This window comes from Pandoraea sp. XJJ-1, assembly GCF_026802345.1.
GTDB lineage: Bacteria > Pseudomonadota > Gammaproteobacteria > Burkholderiales > Burkholderiaceae > Pandoraea > Pandoraea cepalis.
The window spans coordinates 1,554,165-1,577,198 of the sequence record NZ_CP113827.1; the positions used below are offsets into that span (position 1 = coordinate 1,554,165).

A 23,034-nucleotide genomic window follows, 5' to 3' on the forward strand; every position below is an offset into this window, starting at 1 on the left:
GTTGTGCCGGCCATCCTCGCTGGTGGGTTACGTGATCGGGCGCGCAAGCCTCTGCCAGATGCGCGGCAGCAACACCCCCAGCACGATGCCGCGCGTCGCGAGAAATGCCATGAGGGCGACCCACAAGCCGTGATTGCCCCAGGCATCGAGCGTGAACGGCATGACCGCGCCAAAGACCAGCAGGCCGATCAACGAGGACGTCAGCAGTTCCCTCGTACGCGTCGCGCCGATGAAGACGCCGTCGAGGTGGAAACACCACACCGCCACGAGCGGCGAGAGCACGGCCCAGGGCAAGAATTCGCGCGCCGTCGTGCGCAGTGCCGGCTGATCGGTCAGGGCATCGATGATCGCGCCACCCGCCACGGCGTAGACGAGGGCAAACGCGACGGCGCAGCCCAGCGCCCAGCCCAGCGACAACCGGATGGCATGCAGCAGCGCGGCTCGCTGACGCGCACCGACATAGGCGCCCACAAGGGCTTCGGCCGCGTGGGCGAAGCCGTCGAGGCCGAACGCCATGAACGTCTGGAAGTTCAGCAGGAGCGCGTTGGCGGCGAGCGTGACGTCGCCAAGTCTCGCCCCCACGCGAGCGAACCAGGCAAAGGCGAGTTGCAGAAACAGCGTGCGCAGGAAGATATCGAGATTGAGCCGCAGCAAGCGCCACAGGGCGCCGCGCTCAACCAGCATGGCCAGTCGCAGCGGCGGCAAGCCGGGCGTACGTGCGAGCCAGAGCAGCCAGGCGCCCAGCGCAAAGCCGAGCACATCGGCCAGCGCGGTTGCCCCTGCAATACCTGCCACCCCCCAGTCGAAGCCGCGCACGAAGATCAACACCGCCACGATGTTCACAAGATTGATGAACACCTGCACGGCAAGCCCTTGCCGCACGCGTTGACACGCCAGCAGGTAGCCGAGCACCACGTAGTTGCCGAGCGCCAGCGGCGCGGCGAGCACGCGGATGCTTGCATATTGTCGTCCTAAGGATTGGACTTGGGCGCTTCCCCCCAGCCACGACACGCCCAGCGAAACCAGCGGTTCGCGAAAGACAAGCAACACGGCGCCAATCGCGAACGCCAGCGTCAGCGCGCGTGCGAGCGTGTCGCGCAGACGCTCGGCGTCGCCGGCACCGAACGCCTGTGCCGCGAGGCCCGTGGTGCCCATGCGCAGGAACGAGAAGCCCCAGAAGAGCAGGTTCAACAGCAGCGCACCGAGGGCGACGCCGCCCAGATAAGCGGCGCCCGGCAGATGACCGGCCACGGCTGTGTCGACGGCCGAGAGCAGGGGCTGAGTGAGATTGGCGAGCACGATAGGCACCGCCAGACGAAGCAGTTGCCGGTGGCCGACGGCCGCAGGGGCAGGGTTCATGAGTGAGCTGGGCGGAGGCCGGTCAGGGCGGCCGCCATCGAATTGGGGAATCGGGTAATCCGCCAATCCGGGAAAGCGGAAAGGCGCGAAACCCGGTATTCGGGAAGCCGCAAGCGGCGGCAGGTTGCGAGTGCGCCGATTATAAGGTTTGGCAGCCGTCCGGGCGATGGGCGTCCGCTGCGGCGATCGGGGGTGTGCCATCCCCGAACGGTACAATGCCCGACGTCTCCGTTCGTCTTGAAAGGCCGCATATGCCGTCTTCGCCGTCCTCGCCCTCGTCCCGGATACCCTCGGCTCGCGCTTCTGTTTCGAGGCTCGCGTCGTTCGTCCGACTGTCGGCCTTGCGGGTTGCCCGCCATCGTCATGCACTGGCTGCCGCCTTGTGTCTGCTGAGCCTGCCGGTGCTCGCCGACGTGACCCTCCAACGCGGCCCGCCACCGCCGCGCTTCGAGGATCCCCACGCGGCGCCTACGGGACAATTCTGGGTGCCAGGCTACTGGCAGTGGAAAGACGGCCGCTACGACTGGGTCGACGGGCACATGGAACCCAAGCGCCCGGGCATGCGCTACACGCCGCCGCACTGGGAGCAGACAGGCCGTGACGAATGGACGTTGCGCGACGGCGCCTGGGCGTCCACCGGCTGGGGGCCGGGCACGATTCACGAGATTCGTGCGCCCCAATGACACGGCGGCGAAGCGTTTCGGAGCCCGGCTGATGCATCGGCCATCCGAGGTAGGTGTCCGCCGGACATGCCTCGAAGGCGGTGCGGCGGACGTCATCGGCGCTCGCCAATAAAAATGCCCGCGCGAGGCGGGCAAAAATCACTACAGGGGAAGTCACGCGATATGAGTGGCGATCGGGCGAAAGAGTTCCCCGCGTTTTGCGACTGGCAGGGGGACACTCGATCGACGTAAAATGGCGCTTTGTCGCTACATCCCCCTCATGTCGGACGCGGCGCACGACGCCGGTGGACGACATCAGCGCGGGGTGAGATTTTCAGGTGTCGAATGTCGGTAAAGCCGGTCGTGCGGAGTTGCCTCCTGTTGGCCGCGTGCCTGAATGCCGGGATGCCGGTGGGCGCGTACGCACAATCCTTGTTCTCGGATATCAATCCACCCTGTTTTACTGAGCGGAACGCGGTGTCCTACGGGTTGTGGGATCGCGGTCTTGCACCTCAGTATTTCGTGCCGCCACCCCCGGCGCCTGCGCCGCCGGTGGCCACGGATCCTGATGCCGCCTCCGACCCCATTGCCTTGTTCGCGGGGGACGATCCGAACGCGGTCGCCGCCGCCGTCGAGCGCGACGCCGCCAAGCGCGCTGCGCCATCGGTGGCGAGCGACGTGGTCGCTGCCGAGGACGCGGTGGCCGAGGCCCCGCAGCCGGCATCGGACGCGCAAGCGTCGCGCGTCGATCCGTCGCAAGAGGCGCCGGGGGCGGACAGCACGGCAAGCGCGCCGTCGGCACAAGCGCCGGCGCCATCGCCGCCACTACCGGCCGCCGATTTTGCCGTGGCGCCTGAGCTTAGCGCTGACGGTACGGCCATTTCCGCCGTCGACCTGGATGCGGCGGCATCGGCGGCATCGGCGGCATCGGCCGAGCGCGGCGAGCCGCCGCCGGCCCCGGACATCGCGCCGCCCAATGCGTTCCTTGCGCGCGCCTCGTGTCTGCGCGGACTGCCGCGACACGAGAGTCGAGCGGATCGCAACATTCGCATGTTGATGCGTGGAGGGCTCGTGGTGCGCGACGCGCAGTTGCCGTTCGTCGCGACACTCAGCCGCACGCCCGGCGAGGGGGCCGTGGGCCTCCAGGTGATCAACGAGCGGCCCTACCAGTTCAACGTCGGCATGAACAACAGCGGCATGACCTCCTCGGGCAAGATGCAGGGCACTGCGAATCTGTTGATGAACAATCCGCTGGGCATGTACGGGAAGTTCAATACGACGCTCAGTCAGGATTTGCAGAATGCGCGTCGCGATGCGACGAACCGCGATCTGTCCGCCAATTACTCGGTGCCGATCGATGCCGACTGGACCGTCGGGATCACCGGCAAGGCCAACGCGGCGAAGGACCAGATCGACGCCGGCATTACGCAGACGCAGACATTGCAATGGCGCGTGCGCCGCGCGTTCGACTTCACGGCGAATGGCTCGACGGGTCTGGAATTGCGCTACAACAGGAGTCGCACGGAAGACCCGAACGCGCTTCACACCTACGACAGCTATGCCGAGGTGGGGCTGAGCCACACGCACAATTTCGGGGCGTCGAGGCTCGATCTGTCGGTAATGCAGCGTCTGAACGCGCCGTGGATGCCATCGTCGAGCGGCCTGCCGGGCTGGTCGTATCGCTTCCAGTCGGTCGACGCGAAGCTCACCGTACCTTTCTGACGAAATCCATGACGGTATCGAGCGATACCGTTCGCACGAGCGTCGCAGGCATCTCCGCGAAATGCTCAACGTCCCCGAACAGAATGACGGGCTTGCCGTAACGCACGGCGAGCCCGACTTCGTCGCGTGTACCGTGCTGGCCGGGCAGGGCGACGATGACATCGCTAGAAAGCACGTTGATGTGATTGCGCGATAGCGTGCCTGGCGGCGCATCGGGCAGATGGCGCGGCAACGGGCTCACGATGGGCACTTCCACGAACGGATTCGGATAGCCGGGCGCGGGGCGGAACCTGACCGGCTCGTCATCGTTGCCGACGGCCTCGGTCGGCACGATGCCGATGCAGCGGCCCAAGCGCTGCGGTACGGCACAGAACGCTTCGCTCACGCTCGCCATCACGCCCTGTCCCCCGCCGGTGAGCAGGTGGAACCCGGCCATGGCGATCGCCCGGCCGAGCGGCGCGGCAAGTTCGGTCCACGGCTGTTTGCCGGAACCCATGACACCAATGGTTTGGGGACGCACGGATTGGCTCATATCGGATGACGGGGTCGGGAGGAGGGGAAGCAGCGGTGCCGATGATAAACGACTTTGCCCAGCGAGATCGACGGCAGGCAACGTCGAAGACGTGTCGGGCTCGCCAGAAGGCGTTGGCAGATTGTCGGGATGACCGAGCAGCGGGGAGCACACGGGCAAAAAAAAACCCGCCGGTTTGGCGGGTGAGGAAGCAGGCCTTCCACGGGGAAGTGAAAGCCCGATCTCGCGAGGTGTTTGCGAGACCCGTGTAGTATCGTGACCCAAACGTCTGCTGGCTATGGGCCAAGTCCTAAAGTGCATGTAAGACGCTTTCCATTTCCGTTTCCCAACCTTTCTGACGTACACGGGGCGATAGATGACCGAACCGACTGACAATACGCCGGCCAGTGCCGCCCACATCGCTGCCATGCAGGCGTTGCGCGCCGCGCTGCTCGCCCAGCACAAGGTGCTGATCGCCAACGATCGTCTGCAATACGAAGCAGTCTTCGGACCGGTGCCCACCGGACGCTTCGTGCAGTTGCTCACCGAAGACGCCTGGTTTCGCTGGCTCGACCCGCTCTCGCGTCTGATCGTCGCCCTCGACGAATGGCTGGAACAGACGCCGCCCCAGGCAGACGCCGGCATTGCCCTGGCCGACGAAGCCGCCAAGCTTTTCCGTCACACCGACGTCGAGTTCGGCGAGCGCTATCGCCTGGCCTTGCAGCAGGCGCCGGACGCGGTGCTCGGGCAGAGTCAGGTGGTGGCGGCGCTGCGCGGCGCGCCGCAGTCGCCGGCCGACGCATCCGGGAAATCCGATGCGCCGGTTGCGAAGGAGCCCGATGCGTCGGCAAACGAAGGCGACGGCGCCTGAGCAGGGAGGGGGAAGACCGTCAAGCCGAAAATTTGTTCCGCGGCTGATCGTTTTTTGAGCATGGCTCTTGACAGCCTTTGTTCGTGAGGCGTTCGAGAAGGTCAGGGCAGGTTATCCAGTGGGTTATCCACACAGGGTGTGGACAACTTTTGCCGGCGCGGCGCCGGCGGCAGGTGGCTTGCGCGCCGTCGACCGAGACCCGCGCGCACCGGTTACGCCGTGGCAACCGAGCGACGAGGTGCGGGCGACGTGAATCGATGACGTGGGGAGCAGCGATCGCGAAGCGGCCTGGCCCTGTAGGAATCCTTCACGTTGGCCCTATCTCGATGGGATCGCCGCTGCGACAATGGCGCTTTGCGTGCCGTCCGACGCGGGCGGCATCGGTCGTCCCCCGGGGCATCCGCCCGCTGCGATTCACTCCCATGACAACCACGCCCATTGTGCTGTTGGTGCTGCTCTCCGCACTGATGCACGCCACCTGGAACGCCTTTCTCCACGCCAGTCCCGATCGCGTCTGGCAGGTCGGCATGATGGCGGTGCCGCAAGGACTCGCCGCCGTGGCCGGCATCGTGTGGTTGCCGCTGCCGCCGGTACAGGTCTGGCCGCTTGTTCTGCTCTCCGCCGGCGCGCAGGTCGCGTACACGGCGGCGCTCATCCGGGCCTATCGCGTCGGTGAGTTCGGGCAGATCTATCCCATCGCACGCGGTATTTCTCCGTTGCTGATTTCGGGGGCCGCGTTGCTGCTGGCGGGCGAGTGGCCGACAGCGATGGCGGCGTGGGGGATCGTGGGTATCTGCGCCGGCATTCTGACGCTGGCGTTGCGTGGGCGCCGCTTCTCGGGCGACAGCGTGCCTGCGGCGTTGCTCACGGGGGTGTTCATTGCGGCGTACACGATTGTCGACGGCTTCGGCGTGCGATTGTCGAACGGCAACGGCTTCGGTTACCTCGCATGGGCCTACCTTTTCGCGAGCGTGCCGGTGATCGGTGCCGTGGCGAAGTGGCGGGGCGGATGGCGCGGCATGTTCCTTGCACCGCGCCGCCGCGTGGCCGAAGCGCTGGGGGCGGGCATCGTCGCGCAATGCGCCTATGCCATGGTGGTCTTCGCGCTGCAATACCTGCCGATGGGTGTCGTGTCGGCGCTGCGCGAGTCCAGCGCCATCATCGCGGTGCTGCTGGGCTGGTTGTTCCTGCGCGAAAAGCTCAATGCCCGCCGTCTCGTGGCGTGCGGCCTCGTGGTCGGCGGGGCGGTACTCATCAAACTGAGCGCTTAAGTGCGCACCCGAGCGCTGACCTGAACGGCACCTGCGCAGCAACTACGTGGCGACATCAGCGAGGGTACCCGTCGTCGCATCCGTCACCCCATCAGCGTCCCCAGCGGCCACACGTCGTACCTGCGTGGGTTGTGCTCAGCCGCGTGGCCAGAGTTCGGCGCGATGCGCCGTGATCGCCGCCACGACGATCTCGCGCATCCCATGTCCGTCGGTGGATTCGAGGTGTTCGAGAATCGTCATGCGCATGCGCGGCGCCCAGAAGCGTCGCAGGTGGCCTGCAATGTTGTCGAGCGCCTCACTGCGGTCGGGCATCGTCTCGAAGAAATCCCCGATCTGATTGGCCATCTTGACCAGATTGTCGGTGTCCATGATCTGTTGTGTCCCCTGAATTCGTTCTCTGTGCGTTGGCCGCCGTCATTCACGTGGCCAATCGCGCGTCCGCCGCACCGTCTGATGGCAATCGACGGTGAGGCTCGCCGCAGCCGCCGGCGATGGACGCGGATTGTCCGTCGCAGCGCGCCGCCTCGAAGGTCTCCCCGATGATGCGGCGCGCGATGCTTCCCCTTTTCCTGCCCCGACTTAGTTCGCGTTGGCCTCGGTCGCACCACGCGCGTGTTCGAGGAAGGCCTCTTGCTGACGATTGAAGTCAGAGTACTGACGCTGCCATTCCGACGGTTGCGCCACCGGTGTGACCTGCACCGCTGTCACCTTGTACTCGGGGCAATTTGTCGCCCAGTCCGAGTTGTCGGTGGTGATCACGTTCGCGCCCGACTCCGGGAAGTGGAACGTTGTGTACACCACGCCGGGCTGCATGCGGTCGCTCACGACGGCACGCAGCACGGTCTCGCCCGCGCGGCTCTGAATGCCGACCCAATCGCCGTCCTTCACGCCGCGTTCTTCTGCATCGTGCGGATGGATTTCGAGCCGGTCCTCGTCATGCCAGTGAACGTTGTCCGTACGGCGCGTTTGCGCACCGACGTTGTACTGCGACAGAATCCGCCCGGTGGTCAGGATGAGCGGGAAACGGCGCGTGACCTTTTCATCCGTCGGCACGTACTGCGTGATGAGGAACTTGCCTTTGCCGCGCACGAATTCGTCGATGTGCATGACGGGCGTGCCGTCCGGTGCCGCTTCGTTGCACGGCCACTGCACGCTGCCCATCTGGTCGAGCTTCTCGTAGCTCACGCCGGTGAAGGTCGGTGTGAGGCGGGCGATCTCGTCCATGATTTCCGACGGGTGCGCGTAGTGCATCTCGTAGCCCAGTCGCTTGGCCAGTTCGATCGTGACCTCCCAATCGGCGTAACCGGCGCGCGGCGGCATCACTTGACGCACGCGCGAGATACGACGCTCGGCGTTGGTGAACGTGCCGTCCTTCTCCAGGAACGACGAGCCCGGCAGCAGCACGTGCGCATACTTCGCCGTTTCGTTCAGGAAGATGTCCTGCACGACGATGCACTCCATCTGTTCGAGCGCATGGGTCACGTGTTGCGTGTTCGGGTCGGATTGCACGATGTCCTCGCCCTGGCAGTACAGGCCCATGAAGGTGCCCGCAATCGCCGCGTCGAACATGTTCGGAATACGCAGGCCCGGCTCGGACTGGATCTCGACGCCCCATTCCGCTTCGAACAGCGCGCGGGCGGTCGAATCCGACACGTGACGGTAGCCCGGCAGTTCGTGCGGGAACGCACCCATGTCGCACGAGCCCTGCACGTTGTTCTGGCCGCGCAGCGGGTTCACGCCCACGCCTTCACGGCCGATGTTGCCGGTGGCCATGGCGAGGTTGGCGATACCGATCACCGTCGTGGAACCTTGCGCATGCTCGGTCACACCCAGGCCGTAATAGATCGCCGCGTTGCCGCCCTTGGCATACAGACGCGCGGCACCGCGCACGAGGTGCGCCGGCACGCCGGTGTGCACTTCGGTCGCTTCGGGCGAGTTTTCGGCACGGGCGGTGAACTCGCGCCACTGCTGGAACGCGCGGTCCTCGCAGCGCTCGGCAATGAACGCGTCGGCCATCAGGCCTTCGGTCACGATGACGTGCGCAAGCGCGTTGATCATCGCCACGTTCGTGCCGGGACGCAGTTGCAGGTGGTAGTCGGCCTTGATGTGCGGGCTGTTGACCAGGTCGATGCGGCGCGGATCGATCACGATCAGCTTGGCGCCTGCGCGCAAGCGCTTCTTCATGCGCGAGCCGAACACCGGGTGACCGTCGGTCGGGTTCGCGCCCATCACGAGAATCACGTCCGAGTGTTCGACCGACTTGAACGTCTGCGTGCCGGCCGACTCGCCGAGGGTTGCCTTCAGGCCGTAGCCGGTCGGCGAGTGGCACACGCGTGCGCAGGTGTCGACGTTGTTGTTGCCGAACGCGGCGCGCACGAGCTTTTGCACCAGGTAGTCTTCTTCGTTCGTGCAGCGTGACGACACCAGCCCGCCGATCGAATCGCGCCCGTACTTGGCCTGAATGCGCTTGAACTCCGACGCCGCATAGTCAAGCGCCTCGTCCCACGACACGTCCTGCCACGGATCGGTGATCTTCTTGCGAATCTTGGGCGTAAGGATACGGTCCTTGTGCGTGGCGTAACCCCAGGCAAAGCGGCCCTTCACGCAGGCGTGGCCTTCGTTGGCTTGACCGTCCTTGTGCGGCACCATGCGCACGACTTCGTTACCCTTCATCTCCGCCTTGAACGAGCAACCCACGCCGCAATAGGCACAGGTGGTGATCTTGGCGTGCTCGGCCTGGCCGAGATGGATGACCGACTTTTCCTGCAGCGTCGCGGTCGGGCAAGCGGCCACACAGGCGCCGCACGACACGCACTCGGAGTCCATGAACGACTGGTCCTGTCCGGCCGAGACACGCGCTTCGAAGCCGCGCCCCGAGATCGTCAGCGCGAATGTGCCCTGCGTTTCCTCGCAGGCGCGCACGCAGCGGTTGCAGACGATGCACTTCGAGGCGTCGTAGGTGAAGTAGGGGTTCGACTCGTCTTTCTGGCTGTCGAAGTGATTGTCGCCGTCGAAGCCGTAACGCACTTCGCGCAGGCCCGTCACGCCGGCCATGTCCTGCAGTTCGCAGTCGCCGTTGGCGGCGCAGGTCAGGCAGTCGAGCGGGTGATCGGAGATGTACAACTCCATCACGCCCTTGCGCAGTTCCTGGAGCTTCGGTGATTGCGTGCGCACCTTCATGCCCGGTTCGACGGGCGTGGTGCACGACGCGGGGTAGCCGCGTCGGCCTTCGATCTCGACGAGGCAAAGGCGGCACGAGCCGAACGGCTCGAGCGAGTCGGTGGCGCACAACTTGGGCACGTTCACGCCGCCTTCGGAGGCGGCGCGCATGATCGACGTGCCCGCGGGCACGGTGACCTGTTCGCCGTCGATCTCCAGCGTGACTTCCTGCGTCGATTCGCGGCGCGGGGTGCCGTAATCTTTCTCAAACATCGGGTCCATCATGGTGGGCGATCTCCTAGGCGGCCTGGGTCGGCAGATTCGACGGTTCGGCCGCGCCGAAGTCTTCGGGGAAATGGTTCAGTGCAGACAGCACGGGGTAGGGCGTCATGCCGCCCATCGCGCACAGCGAGCCGGAGAGCATGGTGTCGCACAGGTCGCGCAGCAGCTTGATCTGCTTGGGACGGTCGCGTCCGTCGATGATCTTGTCCATCACTTCGACGCCGCGCGTCGAACCGATGCGGCACGGCGTGCACTTGCCGCACGACTCGATGGTGCAGAACTCCATCGCATAGCGCGCGAGCTTGGCCAGGTCGACGGTGTCGTCATGCGCCACGATGCCGCCGTGGCCGAGCACTGCCCAGAGCGCGGCGAACGCTTCGTAGTCGAGCGGGGTGTCCCATTGCGATTCGGGCAGATAGGAGCCGAGCGGGCCGCCGACCTGTACCGCGCGCAGCGGGCGGCCGGTGATGGCGCCACCGCCGAACTCGTACAGGATGTCGCGCAGCGTCACCCCGAAGGCCTTCTCGATCAGGCCGCCGTACTTGATGTTGCCCGCGAGCTGGATGGGCAGCGTGCCGCGCGAGCGACCCATGCCGAAGTCCTTGTAGAACGCCGCGCCGCGATCCATGATGATCGGCACCGACGCCAGCGAAATCACGTTGTTGATGACTGTCGGCAGGCCGAAGAGCCCTTCGATGGCCGGCAGCGGCGGCTTGGCACGCACCACGCCGCGCTTGCCTTCGAGACTTTCCAGCAATGCGGTTTCTTCGCCGCAGACGTAAGCCCCGGCCGCCTTGCGCACTTCGAGATGGAAGGTCTTGCCCGAGCCCAGGATGTCATCGCCCAGGTAGCCCGCCTTGCCGGCGTTGACGATGGCTTCGTTGAGCACATCGATGGAATGCGGATACTCGCTGCGTACGTAGATATAGCCACGCGTGGCACCCACGGCGATGCCGGCAATCGTCATGCCCTCGACGAGCACGAGCGGATCGCCTTCCATTAGCATGCGGTCGGCGAACGTGCCCGAATCGCCTTCGTCCGCATTGCAGACGATGTATTTCTGGGCGGCAGGCGTGTTGAGCACCGTCTTCCACTTGATGCCGGTCGGGAACGCCGCACCGCCGCGACCGCGCAGGCCCGATTCGGTGACTTGCGCGACGATGGCCGCGCCGTCCAACGCGAGCGCATTGCGCAGACCGCGATAGCCGTCATGTGCAACGTAGTCGTCGACCGATACGGGATCGGTGATGCCCACGCGCGCAAACGTCAACCGTTCCTGCTTCTTGAAATACGGAATCTCTTCGGTCAGTCCGAGGGCGAGCGGATGATCGCCGCCGGCCGTGACGTTGGCATCGAACAGACCCGGGACGTCGTCGACGTCGACCGGACCATAGGCGACGCGCCCCGCCGGGGTCGCGACTTCGAGCAACGGTTCAAGCCACAGCATGCCGCGCGTACCGTTGCGTACCAATTCGATGTCGAGACCGCGCTGGGCGGCCTGCGCCACGATGGCGTCGGCGACGTCGTCGGCACCGAGCGCGAGCGCGGCGGAGTCACGCGGCAGATAAAGCCGTACCTTGCCGGAGGACGACTGGGCGGAAGTGGAGGATTGGCTCATGCGGCATCCTTGGCGCGGGCGACCAGACGGTCGAATTTCTCGGGGGTGACGCGCGCGTGAAGCTTGTCGTCGATCGTGATCGCGGGCGACGTCGCGCATTGGCCCAGGCAATACACCGGTTCGAGCGCAACGTCGCCGTGATGACTGTGCATCGTGCAGCCCAGCACGCGTTCGGCATGCGCGACAAGCGCGTCGGCGCCCATGCTCTGACACGCCTCGGCGCGACAGATCTGCACGACGTGGCGCGGCGGCGGGCTGGTGCGGAAGTGATGGTAGAACGTGATCACGCCATGGACTTCGGCGCGAGACAGGTTGAGGGCGTTGGCGATGACGGGCACGGCGTCCGGGGGGACGTAGCCGAAAGCGTCCTGAACGTCATGAAGGATCGGCAGAAGCGGACCTTCCTGAGCCGAATGAGCGTCCAGAATCGCGTGCACCGTGGCGATGGAAAAAGCCTCGCGCATGGCTGTTGTCTCCTGTTTGGCACCCTGCGGGGAACGGGGCGCCTGAGGGTGTGAGTTATCTGTTCTTGTCTTGCCCTGGGGCGAGAGGCCCAATGGTCACATCCGGCGACGCTGCTCGGGTCTAGCGATCAGCGCGGCGCCGGACGAGCGTGCGGCACATAGCCCCCACCATATGCCGCACGAGCTCGGCCTCTCGCCCGTGGCTTACTTCGTCAACCTGCATCAACAAATCGGTGCTGCGGTACATCCGTATGTGAAACACGATATATGATATACGGTATACGTGCAATAGATTCGGCGCGGGTTTGACAGGCTCGTTTACCCGAACTGGGGGGGGCGGCAGAAGGGATGACAGCGTGACGCGGGACGTGGGCGGGAACGCGAAAGGGCGGGGGCAAAAGAAAAAAGCCAGCGACATACCGATGTCACTGGCTTTTGTTCGGCTTGCGTCCGTTGCCGGGCGCGATGCAGCGGTAGTAGCGCGTTATTCGAGGAAGTCGCAATGCTCTTCGACGAAGGCGGCCAGACCCAGGGTATGGTCGCGCGCGAGCTTCTCGGCGAGTTCCGTGTCGCGCTTCTCGAGGGCGGTAATGATCTTCAGGTGATCGACAATCGAGCGGGCGGCTCGGTCGTTCTGAGCGATCGTCACCTTACGGATGGCGCGCACGTGGATGAACAGGTTCTTGATCGTATTGGCGATGGCTTGCGAGCCGCCAAGATTGATCAGCGCCTGATGGAAGTCGATGTTCGCGTCTGAATACTCTTCGATATGATCCGTCGGCGGCGCGTTGACGAACTCGTCGAACAGATGACGGAGCCTGACGATGTCCTCGTCGGTTGCGTGCAATGTCGCCAGACGCGCGGACATCCCTTCGAGCGCTGCCCACATCTGAATCATCTCGACGATTTCGCGCTTGGTCTTGCGGATGATGAAGATGCCCCGGCGCGGCACCGTCCGCAGAAAACCTTCCTGTTCCAGCAAGGTCATGGCTTCGCGAATCGGTGTGCGCGAAACGCCAAGCACCTGGATGAGCTGACGCTCGTCCAGGCGAATTTCTTCCTTCTGGTTATAAATGTCGGCATCGGCGATGGCTTTTTTCAGCAGCGCATACGCCTGATTGCGAAAACTCGTGGTGGTGTCGATCGGCTCCAGCGCGAGCGGAGTCACGCGCGCCGGAGTTGGGGTGATCAGGGACATGCAATAGTCTCCTAGGTATTACGGCCCCTTCAGAGGCGCAATGCTTGCTGCCCCACGATGGTTGCCGGCTTTGTGACGAGTTTACCCGATTCATTTGCCTGCGTGGTTTCCGCCAGGTAGGCGAAGCGGCCGTTCTTTTCGGCCTTTTCGAGCATCGAGGCCGGCAGGGCGACGAAGAGGTGAACCATCGCAACACCGGTGGCAAGGGCGGAAGCAAGGGCAAGCAAAGTCAGCGCAGCGACGAACATGGTGATACTCCTGATAAAAGTTGACGAATGAAATGTGGGGGAGAACTTGCTTTGCATTGTATGTCGCGCTGCAACAAGTCTCAAGATATACCACATACCAAATACCAATATTTATCGTTTTTCGGGACGTTGCCTGTGTCGTTGCGATGCTTGACTGCCCGGATTTGTCTTTTTTTCCGATTTTGTTCTGTGGGTCGAGGGTGGCGGTGAACCTCCTGGGTGGTCCGTCAGGCTTGCATTGGTGCGGATTTCGGGACGCCCCTGGCGCGCGTGGTTTCAGGGAGAACCCGAAGTGCTCTGAACGTGGTGCAAAGGCGAATTATTGCGTTGCCGCGAAACCACATCGGCAATGGCGTGGTTCGGCGCGGCGGGTCGCGGGTTGTCGGTGAAAAATCGTCCGCGGCCGGCGATTCGGTGGCGGCCCACTCGAACGACGGCAGGGCGGGGTGATGAACCCATTCCTGCCCTCGCTTGCGTACGCCGCCTTTCTATATATAGAGGGGCTCATTCTCGCGGGACAGTCCTGTCAGTCCCGCGAGGGGTGTTTCATGAAAACAACGTTCGGCTCAGGCCGCTTTGGCCAGACGCGCTTGTGCGGCTTCGACGGCATCGGGCTGCGTCATGAACTCACGCTGTTTGATCAGCGCCAACACCACGTCGAGCGTCGGTGTCGGCACGTTGGCGAGGCGTCCCATCTCTTGCACCACCGAGACGAGCGGATCGATTTCCATCGCGCGGCCACGCTCCAGATCCTGGAGCATCGACGTCTTGTGGGCGCCAACGGCACCCGCACCGTTGATGCGACGCTCCACGTCGACGCGGAAATGCACGCCGAACTTGTCGCCGATCGCCTTGGCCTCGAGCATCATGGCGCGCGCAATGGCGCGCGTGCCCGGATCGCTCGCGATGATATCGAGCGTGCCGTGCGTGAGTGCCGAAATCGGGTTGAAGCAGAGGTTGCCCCAGAGCTTGAGCCAGATTTCGTCGCGGATATTCTCGCGAATCGGCGCGTCGAGTCCACCGGCGGTCATCAACTGCGAGAGCTTCTCCACACGCTCGGTACGCTCGCCGCTGGCTTCGCCCAACGGGAACTTGTTCCCGTAGACGTGCTGGATCACGCCGGGGGCCACCACTTCAGTAGCCGGATAGACCACGCAGCCGATGGCGCGCTCGGGGCCGAGCTGACGCCACTGACGGCCGCCCGGGTCGATGCTCTCGAGCGTCGTGCCTTCAAGCGCGCCGCCGTGCTTATAGAAGTACCAGTAGGGGATGCCGTTCACGGCCGTGACGACCGCCGTATTCGGACCGATCAGGGGCTGCATCGCGTCCAGTACCGCGGGGACCGAATGCGCCTTCAGCGCGATGATCACGTAATCCTGCGGACCGAGTTCACGCGGATCGTCCGTGCAACGCAGCTGGGCGACGCGTTCCTCGCCATCGATCAGCAGCTTGAGTCCGTGCTCGCGCATGGCGGCCAGATGCGGGCCGCGGGCCACTAGACTGACATCGGCTCCGGCGTGTGCGAGTTGCACGCCGAGATAGCCACCGATGGCACCGGCGCCATAGATGCAAATCTTCATGAAGTCTCTCCCTCCAAAGGTGAATCGAAATCTGGGCCTGGTACTGGCCATTTATTCTTCTAATACCAAATGTTGTATATCGTATATCACAAGATCCGGGGCGCCAAGCCTTCTGGGGGCAATTCCCGTCATGGTTTCCCCGCAGACGCACCCAAAACCGGCGTCCAGATGTGTGAGCGCATCCGGCATGAGAAGCGGGCCTGGAAAACGCGTTGTGCATTCCTTAGGTGAATTATTACGGCGTATTACAAGGAGTTCGCGAGAATGCCGAAAGAGGGCTTATTGTGAGAAAAACTATCGAAAATATCGTCTTGTGCTGGTTTTAAAAATTGCCAAGGAGGCCGATATAAAAAGGCGGAGTGCCTTATTGGGCAAGCCTCTCTGATCAGGTTAACTCCTTAGTATTTTCGCATTGCGTTGTTGCGTCGCTCGGGCCTACAGTGGCGTTACTGTATCTAGCCGCCACTTAGAACAGTGCCTCGTGCGCCGGAATGGTTTTCGCTGCAATGGACGAAAACGACTGCGGTACACGAAGCGGACGACGAGGATCGCAATAAATTAGTGTTGACTTATATCTGATATATCGTATATTTCGTTCGGTATATTTACGGGAAATGCAATGGACCCCGTAAGCATCAGAGACAAGTCGACGAGGCGAAGACCTCGTAAAGCATACCCAGGGGGCACAGACCCCATCCGGAAGGTGTTGTTGTTGTGAAGCTGCCAAACAACTGGAAACCGATGGAGGAGGTACAAGTGGAGACGACTAATCAACACGGTAAGCAATCCGTGTTCGCGAGCCCTTGGGTTCAGCTCGTGTTCGGCGTGATTTGCATGGCGATGATCGCCAACTTGCAGTACGGGTGGACGCTGTTCGTCAACCCGATCGATGAGAAGTATCACTGGGGCCGTACGGCCATTCAGGTGGCGTTCACGATTTTTGTTGTGACCGAAACCTGGCTGGTGCCGATCGAAGGGTATCTGGTCGACAAGTTCGGCCCGCGCCCGGTGGTGGTCGGGGGTGGTCTGTTGTGCGGTGTCGCCTGGGTGTTGAATGCCCATGCCTCTTCGCTGCCGATGCTGTATTTCGCGGCGGCCGTGGGCGGGGTGGGCGCCGGTGCGGTATATGGCACCTGCGTGGGTAATGCGTTGAAGTGGTTCCCGGATCGCCGCGGCTTGGCTGCGGGCTTGACCGCCGCGGGTTTCGGCGCGGGTTCTGCACTGACGGTGGTGCCGATTGCCAACATGATCAAGTCGAGCGGCTACGAAAACACCTTCCTGACCTTCGGTCTGGGCCAGGGGATCATCGTGCTGCTGCTGGGTCTGGCGCTCTGCAACCCGCCGGCATCGATCGAGGCACTCAAGAAGTTGGCCCCGGGTGCCATGCGCTACAACGCCAAGCCGACGGAAGTGATGCGCTCGCCGGTGTTCTGGATGATGTATCTGATGTTCGTGCTGATGGCCGCCGGCGGTTTGATGGCGACGGCACAGCTCGGTCCGATCGCCAAGGACTACGGTCTCGATCAGGCGCCGGTGTCGATCCTCGGTCTGACGCTGCCCGCACTCACCTTCGCACTGGCTATCGACCGAGTGCTCAATGGGGTGACGCGTCCGGTGTTCGGCTGGATATCCGACAAGATCGGTCGCGAAAACACGATGTTCATCGCCTTCGCGATGGAAGCCGTCGGGATTTATGCCTTGGCCAAGTTCGGCCAGCATCCGGTGGCCTTCGTGATTCTGACGGGGCTGGTGTTCTTCGCTTGGGGGGAGATCTACAGCCTGTTCCCGGCGACCTGTGCCGACACGTATGGCTCGAAGTACGCCGCCACCAACGCGGGGATGCTCTACACCGCGAAGGGGACCGCCGCGTTGCTGGTGCCCTTCTCGAGCATCATCACCACGTCGACCGGCAGTTGGCAGGCCGTGTTCATGATCGCTTGCGCCATGAACGCCTTCGCTGCCTTCCTCGCCTTGTTCGTCCTCAAGCCGATGCGTGCCCGTCTGGCACAGCGTTACGCCAGTGACTACAAGGCGCAAGCCAGCGAGCCGGTCGTGCAGGCGGATCTATCGCGCAGTACCACGTAACGTGAACTGACGATATGAAGACGCCGCCAGAGCGGCTGGATTGAAGAGATGTTTGACCGGCGTGCAATCCGTGCCCTTGTGGGGCCGGTTGCACGGCCGGGTGAGCAAGTAGCGCAGCAGTTTGGGAATACCCATTAATCGTCAGACAAGACGACGCAACACTGAAACCGGAAAAATTGGAGGAGAGAATTATGTCCATTGCGATGACCGTGCCAGTCGGCAAAGCGGAAAACGACACCGCGGGCAACACGCTCAATGACACCAGCCGACACGCGAACATCGTGTCCGAGGCAGCAACGACTGATGGCTTCCATCTGATCATTGACGCCCTGAAAGCGAACGACATCGACACCATCTTCGGTCTGGTGGGGATTCCCATCACCGATCTGGCTCGACTCGCGCAAGCCGAAGGCATGCGTTTCATCGGCTTCCGCCACGAACAGCATGCCGGGCATGCCGCAGCCATCGCCGGCTACATGACGCAAAAGCCGGGCATCTGCCTGACCGTGTCGGCCCCTGGCTTCCTGAATGGCCTGACCGCCCTCGCCAACGCGACCACCAACTGCTTCCCGATGATCCTGATCAGCGGTTCGAGCGAGCGTGAGATCGTCGACCTGCAGCAGGGCGATTACGAAGAGATGGACCAGCTCAATGCGGCCAAGCCGTATTGCAAGGCGGCCTACCGCGTGCTGCACGCCGAAGACATCGGCGTCGGCCTGGCCCGCGCCATTCGCGCCGCCGTGTCGGGCCGCCCGGGCGGCGTCTACCTGGATTTGCCGGCCAAGCTGCTGGCCCAGACCATCGACGCACAGAAGGCGAAAGACTCCCTGATTCGCGTGATCGACGCCGCACCGCGTCAGATCCCGGCACCGGATGCCGTCCAGCGCGCGCTCGACGTCATCAAGGGCGCCAAGCGTCCGCTGATCTTGCTCGGCAAGGGCGCTTCGTACGCTCAAGCCGACGCCGACATTCGCGCCCTCATCGAGAAGACCGGCATTCCCTACCTGCCGATGTCGATGGCCAAGGGGCTGCTGCCCGACACGCATGAACAATCGGCCGCGGCCGCACGTTCGTTCGTGCTGCAGGAGGCCGACGTTGTCGTGCTGATCGGCGCGCGCCTGAACTGGCTGCTCGCGCACGGCAAGGGCAAGACGTGGGGCGCCGCCCCGAAGAAGTTCGTGCAGATCGACATCTCGCCGACGGAAATCGACAGCAACGTGGCCATCGCGGCCCCGGTGATCGGTGACATCGGCTCGTGCGTGTCGGCACTGCTCGCCGGTGTGGATGCCAACTTCGGCAAGCCGTCGACCGAATGGACCGGCGCCATCGCCGAGCGCAGGAGCAAGAACCTGGCGAAGATGGCGGCAACGCTGGCGCAGAATCCGTCGCCGATGAACTTCCACAGCGCGCTGGGCGCGATTCGCGATGTGCTCAAGCAGCATCCGGACATCAACCTCGTCAACGAAGGTGCGAACACGCTCGACTACGCGCGCGCCATCATCGACCAGTACCAGCCGCGCAAGCGCTTCGACTCGGGTACGTGGGGCGTGATGGGCATCGGCATGGGCTTCGCCATCGGCGCGGCCGTCACCAGCGGTCAGCCGGTCGTGGCCATCGAAGGCGACAGCGCATTCGGCTTCAGCGGCATGGAACTCGAAACCATCTGCCGTTACGAGCTGCCGGTCACCACCATCATCTTCAACAACAACGGTGTGTATCGCGGCACCGACGTCAATCCGACGGGCGGCAAGGACGTGGCACCGACGGTGTTCGTCAAGGGCGCGCGCTACGACAAGATGATCGAAGCGTTCGGTGGCATCGGCTACCACGTCACCACGCCGGAAGAACTGACGAAGGCGCTGCAGGCGTCCATCGCAGCAGGCAAACCGGCGCTGATTAACGCCGTCATCGACGAAGCGGCGGGCACCGAAAGCGGCCGTCTGACGAACCTGAATCCGCAAAGCGCGGCGATGAAAAAGTAACTCGAGTCAATTAAGGAGACATGACATGAGCAAACCCCTCGAAGGTATCAAGATCATCGACTTCACGCACGTTCAAGCCGGCCCCGCCTGCACGCAGTTGCTGGCCTGGTTCGGTGCGGACGTCATCAAGGTGGAACGCCCGGGTTCGGGCGACGTCACGCGTAACCAACTGCGCGACATCCCCGACGCCGACGCCTTGTACTTCACGATGCTCAACAGCAACAAGCGCTCGCTGACGCTGGACACGAAGACGCAGGAAGGCAAGGAAGTTCTCGAAAAGCTGGTGCGTGAATCCGACGTGCTGGTGGAAAACTTCGGCCCGGGCGCGCTGGATCGCATGGGCTTCTCGTGGGAGCGATTGAACGAACTCAACCCGAAGCTGATCATGGCCTCGGTGAAGGGCTTCTCGGACGGTCACCACTACGATGACCTGAAGGTGTACGAGAACGTGGCACAGTGCGCAGGTGGCGCGGCGTCGACGACGGGCTTCTGGGACGGCCCTCCGACGGTGTCGGCCGCGGCGCTGGGCGACAGCAACACCGGGATGCACCTTGCGATCGGCATTCTGACGGCCATCATCGGCCGTGGCCAGACGGGCCGTGGTCAGAAGGTCGCCGTCTCGATGCAGGATTCGGTCATCAACCTGTGCCGCGTGAAGCTGCGCGACCAGCAACGCCTGGACCGTATCGGCTACCTCGAAGAGTATCCGCAGTACCCGCATGGCGAGTTCAGCGACGTGGTGCCGCGCGGCGGCAACGCCGGCGGTGGCGGTCAGCCGGGCTGGGTGCTCAAGTGCAAGGGCTGGGAGACGGATCCGAACGCGTACATCTACTTCACGATTCAGGGTCACGCCTGGGAGCCGATCTGCCGCGCGCTGGGCAAGCCGGAGTGGATCGAAGATCCGAACTACGCCACGCCGCAAGCGCGTCAACCGCACATCTTCGAGATCTTCGCGACCATCGAAGCTTGGCTGGCCGACAAGACGAAGTACGAAGCGGTGGACATCCTGCGCAAGTTCGATATCCCGTGCGCACCGGTTCTGTCGATGAAGGAAATCGCGAACGACCCGTCGCTGCGCGCGTCGGGCACGATCGTGGAAGTGCCGCACAAGGAGCGTGGTACGTACCTGACCGTCGGCAGCCCGATCAAGTTCTCGGGCCTGAAGCCGGAAATCACCGGTTCGCCGCTGCTGGGTGAGCACACCGACGAGATCCTGGCCGAGCTGGGCTACAGCAAGGACCAGATCGCGAACCTGCATTCGTCGCGGTCGGTTTAAGTCCGCGAGGCGGCGAGTCAGGCCAAGCCTGGCTCGCCGCCAATGCGCCGCCTGTGCCGACGCCGCCTTTGGGCGGTGACGGCGCGCGGGGCGCAAGGCAGGGATTCATGGGTGCGGCGCCGAGCGGAGCCAGCACCCATTTTTATTTTCGGGACCGTGTTGTCCTCTAATTGATGTACTTTATTGGCATGTTTGGTATCCCTGCCAATCGCATTCCCCACAAGATTATTGGAGACATCATGAGCGCATCCGTCGACGTCAGTCAGTTGGTCCAGGTAGTGGGCGACGCCATCGTCGTGGCCGATCCGAACAACATCATCACGCTGTGGAACAGCGGCGCGCAGAAGATGTTCGGCTTCTCCGAGGCCGAGGCGCTCGGGCAGCCGCTGGACATCATCATTCCCGAGCGGCTGCGCGCGCGCCACAATGAAGGCTATGTGAAGACGATGGAGACCGGGCAGACGAAGTACGGCAGCGATCTGCTCAAGGTGCCCGCCGCGCACAAGGACGGCCGCGCCATGTCGATTGCGTTCACCGTGGCGTTGTTGCATGGCGAGGGCGGCGAAGTCACCGGCATCGTGGCCGTGATTCGCGACGAGACGGCGCGCTTCCAGGAGGATCGTCAGTTGCGCAAGCGCGTGGCGGAACTCGAGGCGAAGGTGGCCGCCACCGCCGGCTGATCGCTCGATGCCGGTCGACATAGCGCGGTGCGCCTGGGGTCGCCGCTAACGCCCAGCCGTCACCGCAAGAGACAGGAAGCACCGATTCGCAACGCGCCCGAAAGGGCGGCGTCGCGAATCGGTGCTTTTTTGCATTTCGGCCGCCAGGCAAAAACGATACGGTGGGGTGTGAATATTTTGTATTCAATATATTCACTGGACTTGCCAGGAATCCGCACCGCAGGCGACCGAATTTCATCGCGGTGACACATGCCTGTAAACCCGTAGCCCGGTCGGATCGCATGGACCATGTTGCGGTGCGGACTCCTTTGATACATAGGGATTCCAGCGATTTTTTACCGATCGATGCGGCGAGACAGCAAATCTCATCGGCAACAAAAAGCCGTTGATAAAATATCGTGTATGAAATACTGTATATCACAGCAATCGATCCACGATGGGGATGGCGCCCACAGAGGCGACAACCATCGAGCGATCAGGCGAGCCTCGCGTGTCGTCGCGTCTCGCGCACCGATTACATAAACGCCGTCGCATCAGGAGGAGACAAACCATGATCATCGTCGCCAGTATCCGGCGCGAAGCCCGCCCAGCGCGTGGCACGCACATTGAGCAGGTCGCGGCATGTGCCGTGCGCCATGCGCGAGTTCAACTGTCGGCTTCGGGCGCAGTTGCCCGGACCACGTGCTGAGCGGAGCCGATCATGGGTAAGGCACTTGAAGGTGTGCGCATTCTCGACTTCACGCACGTGCAGTCGGGGCCGACGTGCACACAGTTGCTCGCGTGGTTCGGCGCGGACGTGATCAAGATCGAACGCGCGGGACATGGCGACGTGACGCGCGATCAACTGCGCGACATTCCCGACGCGGACAGTCTCTACTTCACGATGCTCAACAGCAACAAGCGTTCGATCACGCTCGACACGAAGCACCCGGAAGGCAAGGCGGTGCTCGAGCGCATGATCCGCGACTGCGACGTGCTGGTTGAGAACTTCGCCCCCGGCGCGCTCGATCGCATGGGCTTCACGTGGGAGCATATCCACGCGTTGAACCCGCGCATGATCGTGGCCTCGGTCAAGGGCTTCGGACCCGGTCCGTACCAGGACTGCAAGGTCTACGAGAACGTGGCGCAGTGCGTGGGCGGTGCGGCATCGACGACCGGTTTCGACGACGGTCCGCCGATGGTCACGGGGGCGCAGATCGGCGACTCGGGCACGGGGCTGCATCTGGCGCTGGGCATCGTTACGGCGCTCTATCAGCGCACCATGACCGGACAGGGCCAGCGCGTGCTCGCCGCCATGCAGGACGGGGTGTTGAACCTGTGCCGCGTGAAGCTGCGCGATCAGCAGCGCCTGGAGCGCGCGCGCGTGATGGAAGAGTATCCGCAGTTCCCGAACGGTGAGTTCGGCGATGCCGTGCCGCGTGCCGGCAATGCGTCGGGCGGCGGTCAGCCGGGCTGGATTCTCAAGTGTCAGGGCTGGGAGACCGACCCGAACGCGTACATCTACTTCATCGCCCAGGCGCCCGTGTGGGGCTCGATCTGCAAGGTGATCGGCAAGCCCGAGTGGGTCGAGCATCCCGACTACGCCACGCCGCGTGCCCGTCTGCCGCGTCTGCGCGAGATCTTCGACACGGTTGAGCATTGGACCATGACCAAGACGAAGTTCGAGGTCATGGCGATCCTCAACGAGTACGACATCCCGTGCGGTCCGATTCTGTCGATGAAAGAGATTGCCGAGGATATGTCGCTGCGCGAGACCGGGACCATCGTCGAAGTCGATCACCCGAAGCGCGGCAAGTACCTCACCGTCGGCAACCCGATCAAGCTCTCGGCCAGCCCCACGCATGTGGAGCGCTCGCCGCTGCTTGGCGAACACACCGACGACGTGCTCTCGGAATTCGGCTACAGCGCACAGCAGATCGCGGCACTGCGCGAAATCGGCGCGGTATAAGCGGCGCCGTGCAAGCGTCCTCGCACGAACGCAAGTCGTCTGCACGAGGCAGATGGGAATGACGTCACGACATCGCGTCCGGCGCGCGAACGGCGAACCCTGCCGTAGCGCCGGGCGG

At 63.5% G+C, this 23,034-nt stretch carries 18 protein-coding genes; 9 read left to right on the forward strand and 9 right to left on the reverse strand.

The window, feature by feature from the left end:
* Nucleotides 1-27: 27 nt before the first annotated feature.
* On the reverse strand, nucleotides 28-1,359 hold the full coding sequence (locus OYT13_RS07040; RefSeq protein WP_268567523.1) for an MATE family efflux transporter: 1,332 nt from the start codon (nucleotides 1,357-1,359) through the stop codon (nucleotides 28-30).
* A gap of 341 nt (nucleotides 1,360-1,700) precedes the next feature.
* Here OYT13_RS07040 and OYT13_RS07045 point away from each other — a divergent pair, with 341 nt between their 5' ends.
* Complete coding sequence (locus OYT13_RS07045) at nucleotides 1,701-2,042, forward strand: hypothetical protein (RefSeq protein ID WP_261938867.1); 342 nt, start codon at nucleotides 1,701-1,703, stop codon at nucleotides 2,040-2,042.
* Nucleotides 2,043-2,543: 501 nt separating this feature from the next.
* Nucleotides 2,544-3,743 (forward strand): ShlB/FhaC/HecB family hemolysin secretion/activation protein, encoded by a 1,200-nt coding sequence (locus OYT13_RS07050; protein WP_268567524.1) that lies wholly within the window; start codon nucleotides 2,544-2,546, stop codon nucleotides 3,741-3,743.
* On the opposite strand, the gene OYT13_RS07055 is transcribed toward OYT13_RS07050, so the two are convergent.
* The gene (locus OYT13_RS07055; RefSeq protein WP_017231708.1) at nucleotides 3,727-4,239 is read right to left on the reverse strand and encodes a hypothetical protein; all 513 of its coding nucleotides are present in this window, start codon (nucleotides 4,237-4,239) and stop codon (nucleotides 3,727-3,729) included. The two genes, OYT13_RS07050 and OYT13_RS07055, sit on opposite strands and share 17 nt — an antisense overlap.
* A gap of 391 nt (nucleotides 4,240-4,630) precedes the next feature.
* Between OYT13_RS07055 and OYT13_RS07060 the strand changes: the two genes are divergently transcribed.
* Nucleotides 4,631-5,125: a hypothetical protein gene (locus OYT13_RS07060; RefSeq protein ID WP_017231707.1), complete on the forward strand. Its 495-nt coding sequence runs from the start codon at nucleotides 4,631-4,633 to the stop codon at nucleotides 5,123-5,125.
* A 422-nt stretch (nucleotides 5,126-5,547) separates the two neighbouring features.
* The gene (locus OYT13_RS07065; RefSeq protein ID WP_268567525.1) at nucleotides 5,548-6,396 is read left to right on the forward strand and encodes an EamA family transporter; all 849 of its coding nucleotides are present in this window, start codon (nucleotides 5,548-5,550) and stop codon (nucleotides 6,394-6,396) included.
* 135 nt (nucleotides 6,397-6,531) lie between these two features.
* On the opposite strand, the gene OYT13_RS07070 is transcribed toward OYT13_RS07065, so the two are convergent.
* From OYT13_RS07070 to OYT13_RS07100, 7 genes are all read right to left on the reverse strand, one after another.
* Nucleotides 6,532-6,765 carry a formate dehydrogenase subunit delta gene (locus OYT13_RS07070; protein WP_130025382.1) on the reverse strand — a complete coding sequence of 78 codons (234 nt, stop codon included), beginning with the start codon at nucleotides 6,763-6,765 and terminating at the stop codon, nucleotides 6,532-6,534.
* 210 nt (nucleotides 6,766-6,975) lie between these two features.
* Nucleotides 6,976-9,840, reverse strand: coding sequence for a formate dehydrogenase subunit alpha (fdhF, locus tag OYT13_RS07075; RefSeq protein WP_017231704.1), 2,865 nt, complete (start codon nucleotides 9,838-9,840; stop codon nucleotides 6,976-6,978).
* A gap of 13 nt (nucleotides 9,841-9,853) precedes the next feature.
* Entirely contained in the window at nucleotides 9,854-11,455 is a 1,602-nt protein-coding gene (locus tag OYT13_RS07080; protein WP_268567526.1) for a formate dehydrogenase beta subunit, read from the reverse strand.
* On the reverse strand, nucleotides 11,452-11,919 hold the full coding sequence (locus tag OYT13_RS07085) for a formate dehydrogenase subunit gamma (protein ID WP_150564141.1): 468 nt from the start codon (nucleotides 11,917-11,919) through the stop codon (nucleotides 11,452-11,454). The genes OYT13_RS07080 and OYT13_RS07085 overlap by 4 nt, the downstream gene beginning before the upstream one ends.
* Before the next feature lie 484 nt (nucleotides 11,920-12,403).
* Entirely contained in the window at nucleotides 12,404-13,117 is a 714-nt protein-coding gene (locus tag OYT13_RS07090) for a GntR family transcriptional regulator (RefSeq protein ID WP_017231700.1), read from the reverse strand.
* A gap of 29 nt (nucleotides 13,118-13,146) precedes the next feature.
* On the reverse strand, nucleotides 13,147-13,365 hold the full coding sequence (locus tag OYT13_RS07095; protein ID WP_017231699.1) for a hypothetical protein: 219 nt from the start codon (nucleotides 13,363-13,365) through the stop codon (nucleotides 13,147-13,149).
* Nucleotides 13,366-13,931: 566 nt separating this feature from the next.
* Nucleotides 13,932-14,945: a 2-dehydropantoate 2-reductase gene (locus tag OYT13_RS07100; RefSeq protein ID WP_017231698.1), complete on the reverse strand. Its 1,014-nt coding sequence runs from the start codon at nucleotides 14,943-14,945 to the stop codon at nucleotides 13,932-13,934.
* Between the two features lie 741 nt (nucleotides 14,946-15,686).
* Between OYT13_RS07100 and oxlT the strand changes: the two genes are divergently transcribed.
* The 5 genes from oxlT (at nucleotide 15,687) to frc (OYT13_RS07125) (ending at nucleotide 22,916) form a co-directional block, all read left to right on the forward strand.
* Nucleotides 15,687-17,030 (forward strand): oxalate/formate MFS antiporter, encoded by a 1,344-nt coding sequence (gene oxlT, locus OYT13_RS07105; protein ID WP_017231697.1) that lies wholly within the window; start codon nucleotides 15,687-15,689, stop codon nucleotides 17,028-17,030.
* 191 nt (nucleotides 17,031-17,221) lie between these two features.
* Nucleotides 17,222-19,012 carry an oxalyl-CoA decarboxylase gene (oxc, locus tag OYT13_RS07110; protein ID WP_017231696.1) on the forward strand — a complete coding sequence of 597 codons (1,791 nt, stop codon included), beginning with the start codon at nucleotides 17,222-17,224 and terminating at the stop codon, nucleotides 19,010-19,012.
* A gap of 25 nt (nucleotides 19,013-19,037) precedes the next feature.
* A complete protein-coding gene (gene frc, locus OYT13_RS07115) occupies nucleotides 19,038-20,288 on the forward strand; it encodes a formyl-CoA transferase (protein WP_017231695.1) in 1,251 nt (416 codons plus the stop codon).
* Nucleotides 20,289-20,527: 239 nt separating this feature from the next.
* On the forward strand, nucleotides 20,528-20,968 hold the full coding sequence (locus tag OYT13_RS07120) for a PAS domain-containing protein (protein ID WP_017231694.1): 441 nt from the start codon (nucleotides 20,528-20,530) through the stop codon (nucleotides 20,966-20,968).
* Between the two features lie 700 nt (nucleotides 20,969-21,668).
* Nucleotides 21,669-22,916 (forward strand): formyl-CoA transferase, encoded by a 1,248-nt coding sequence (frc, locus tag OYT13_RS07125; protein WP_017231692.1) that lies wholly within the window; start codon nucleotides 21,669-21,671, stop codon nucleotides 22,914-22,916.
* Nucleotides 22,917-23,034: the final 118 nt, after the last annotated feature.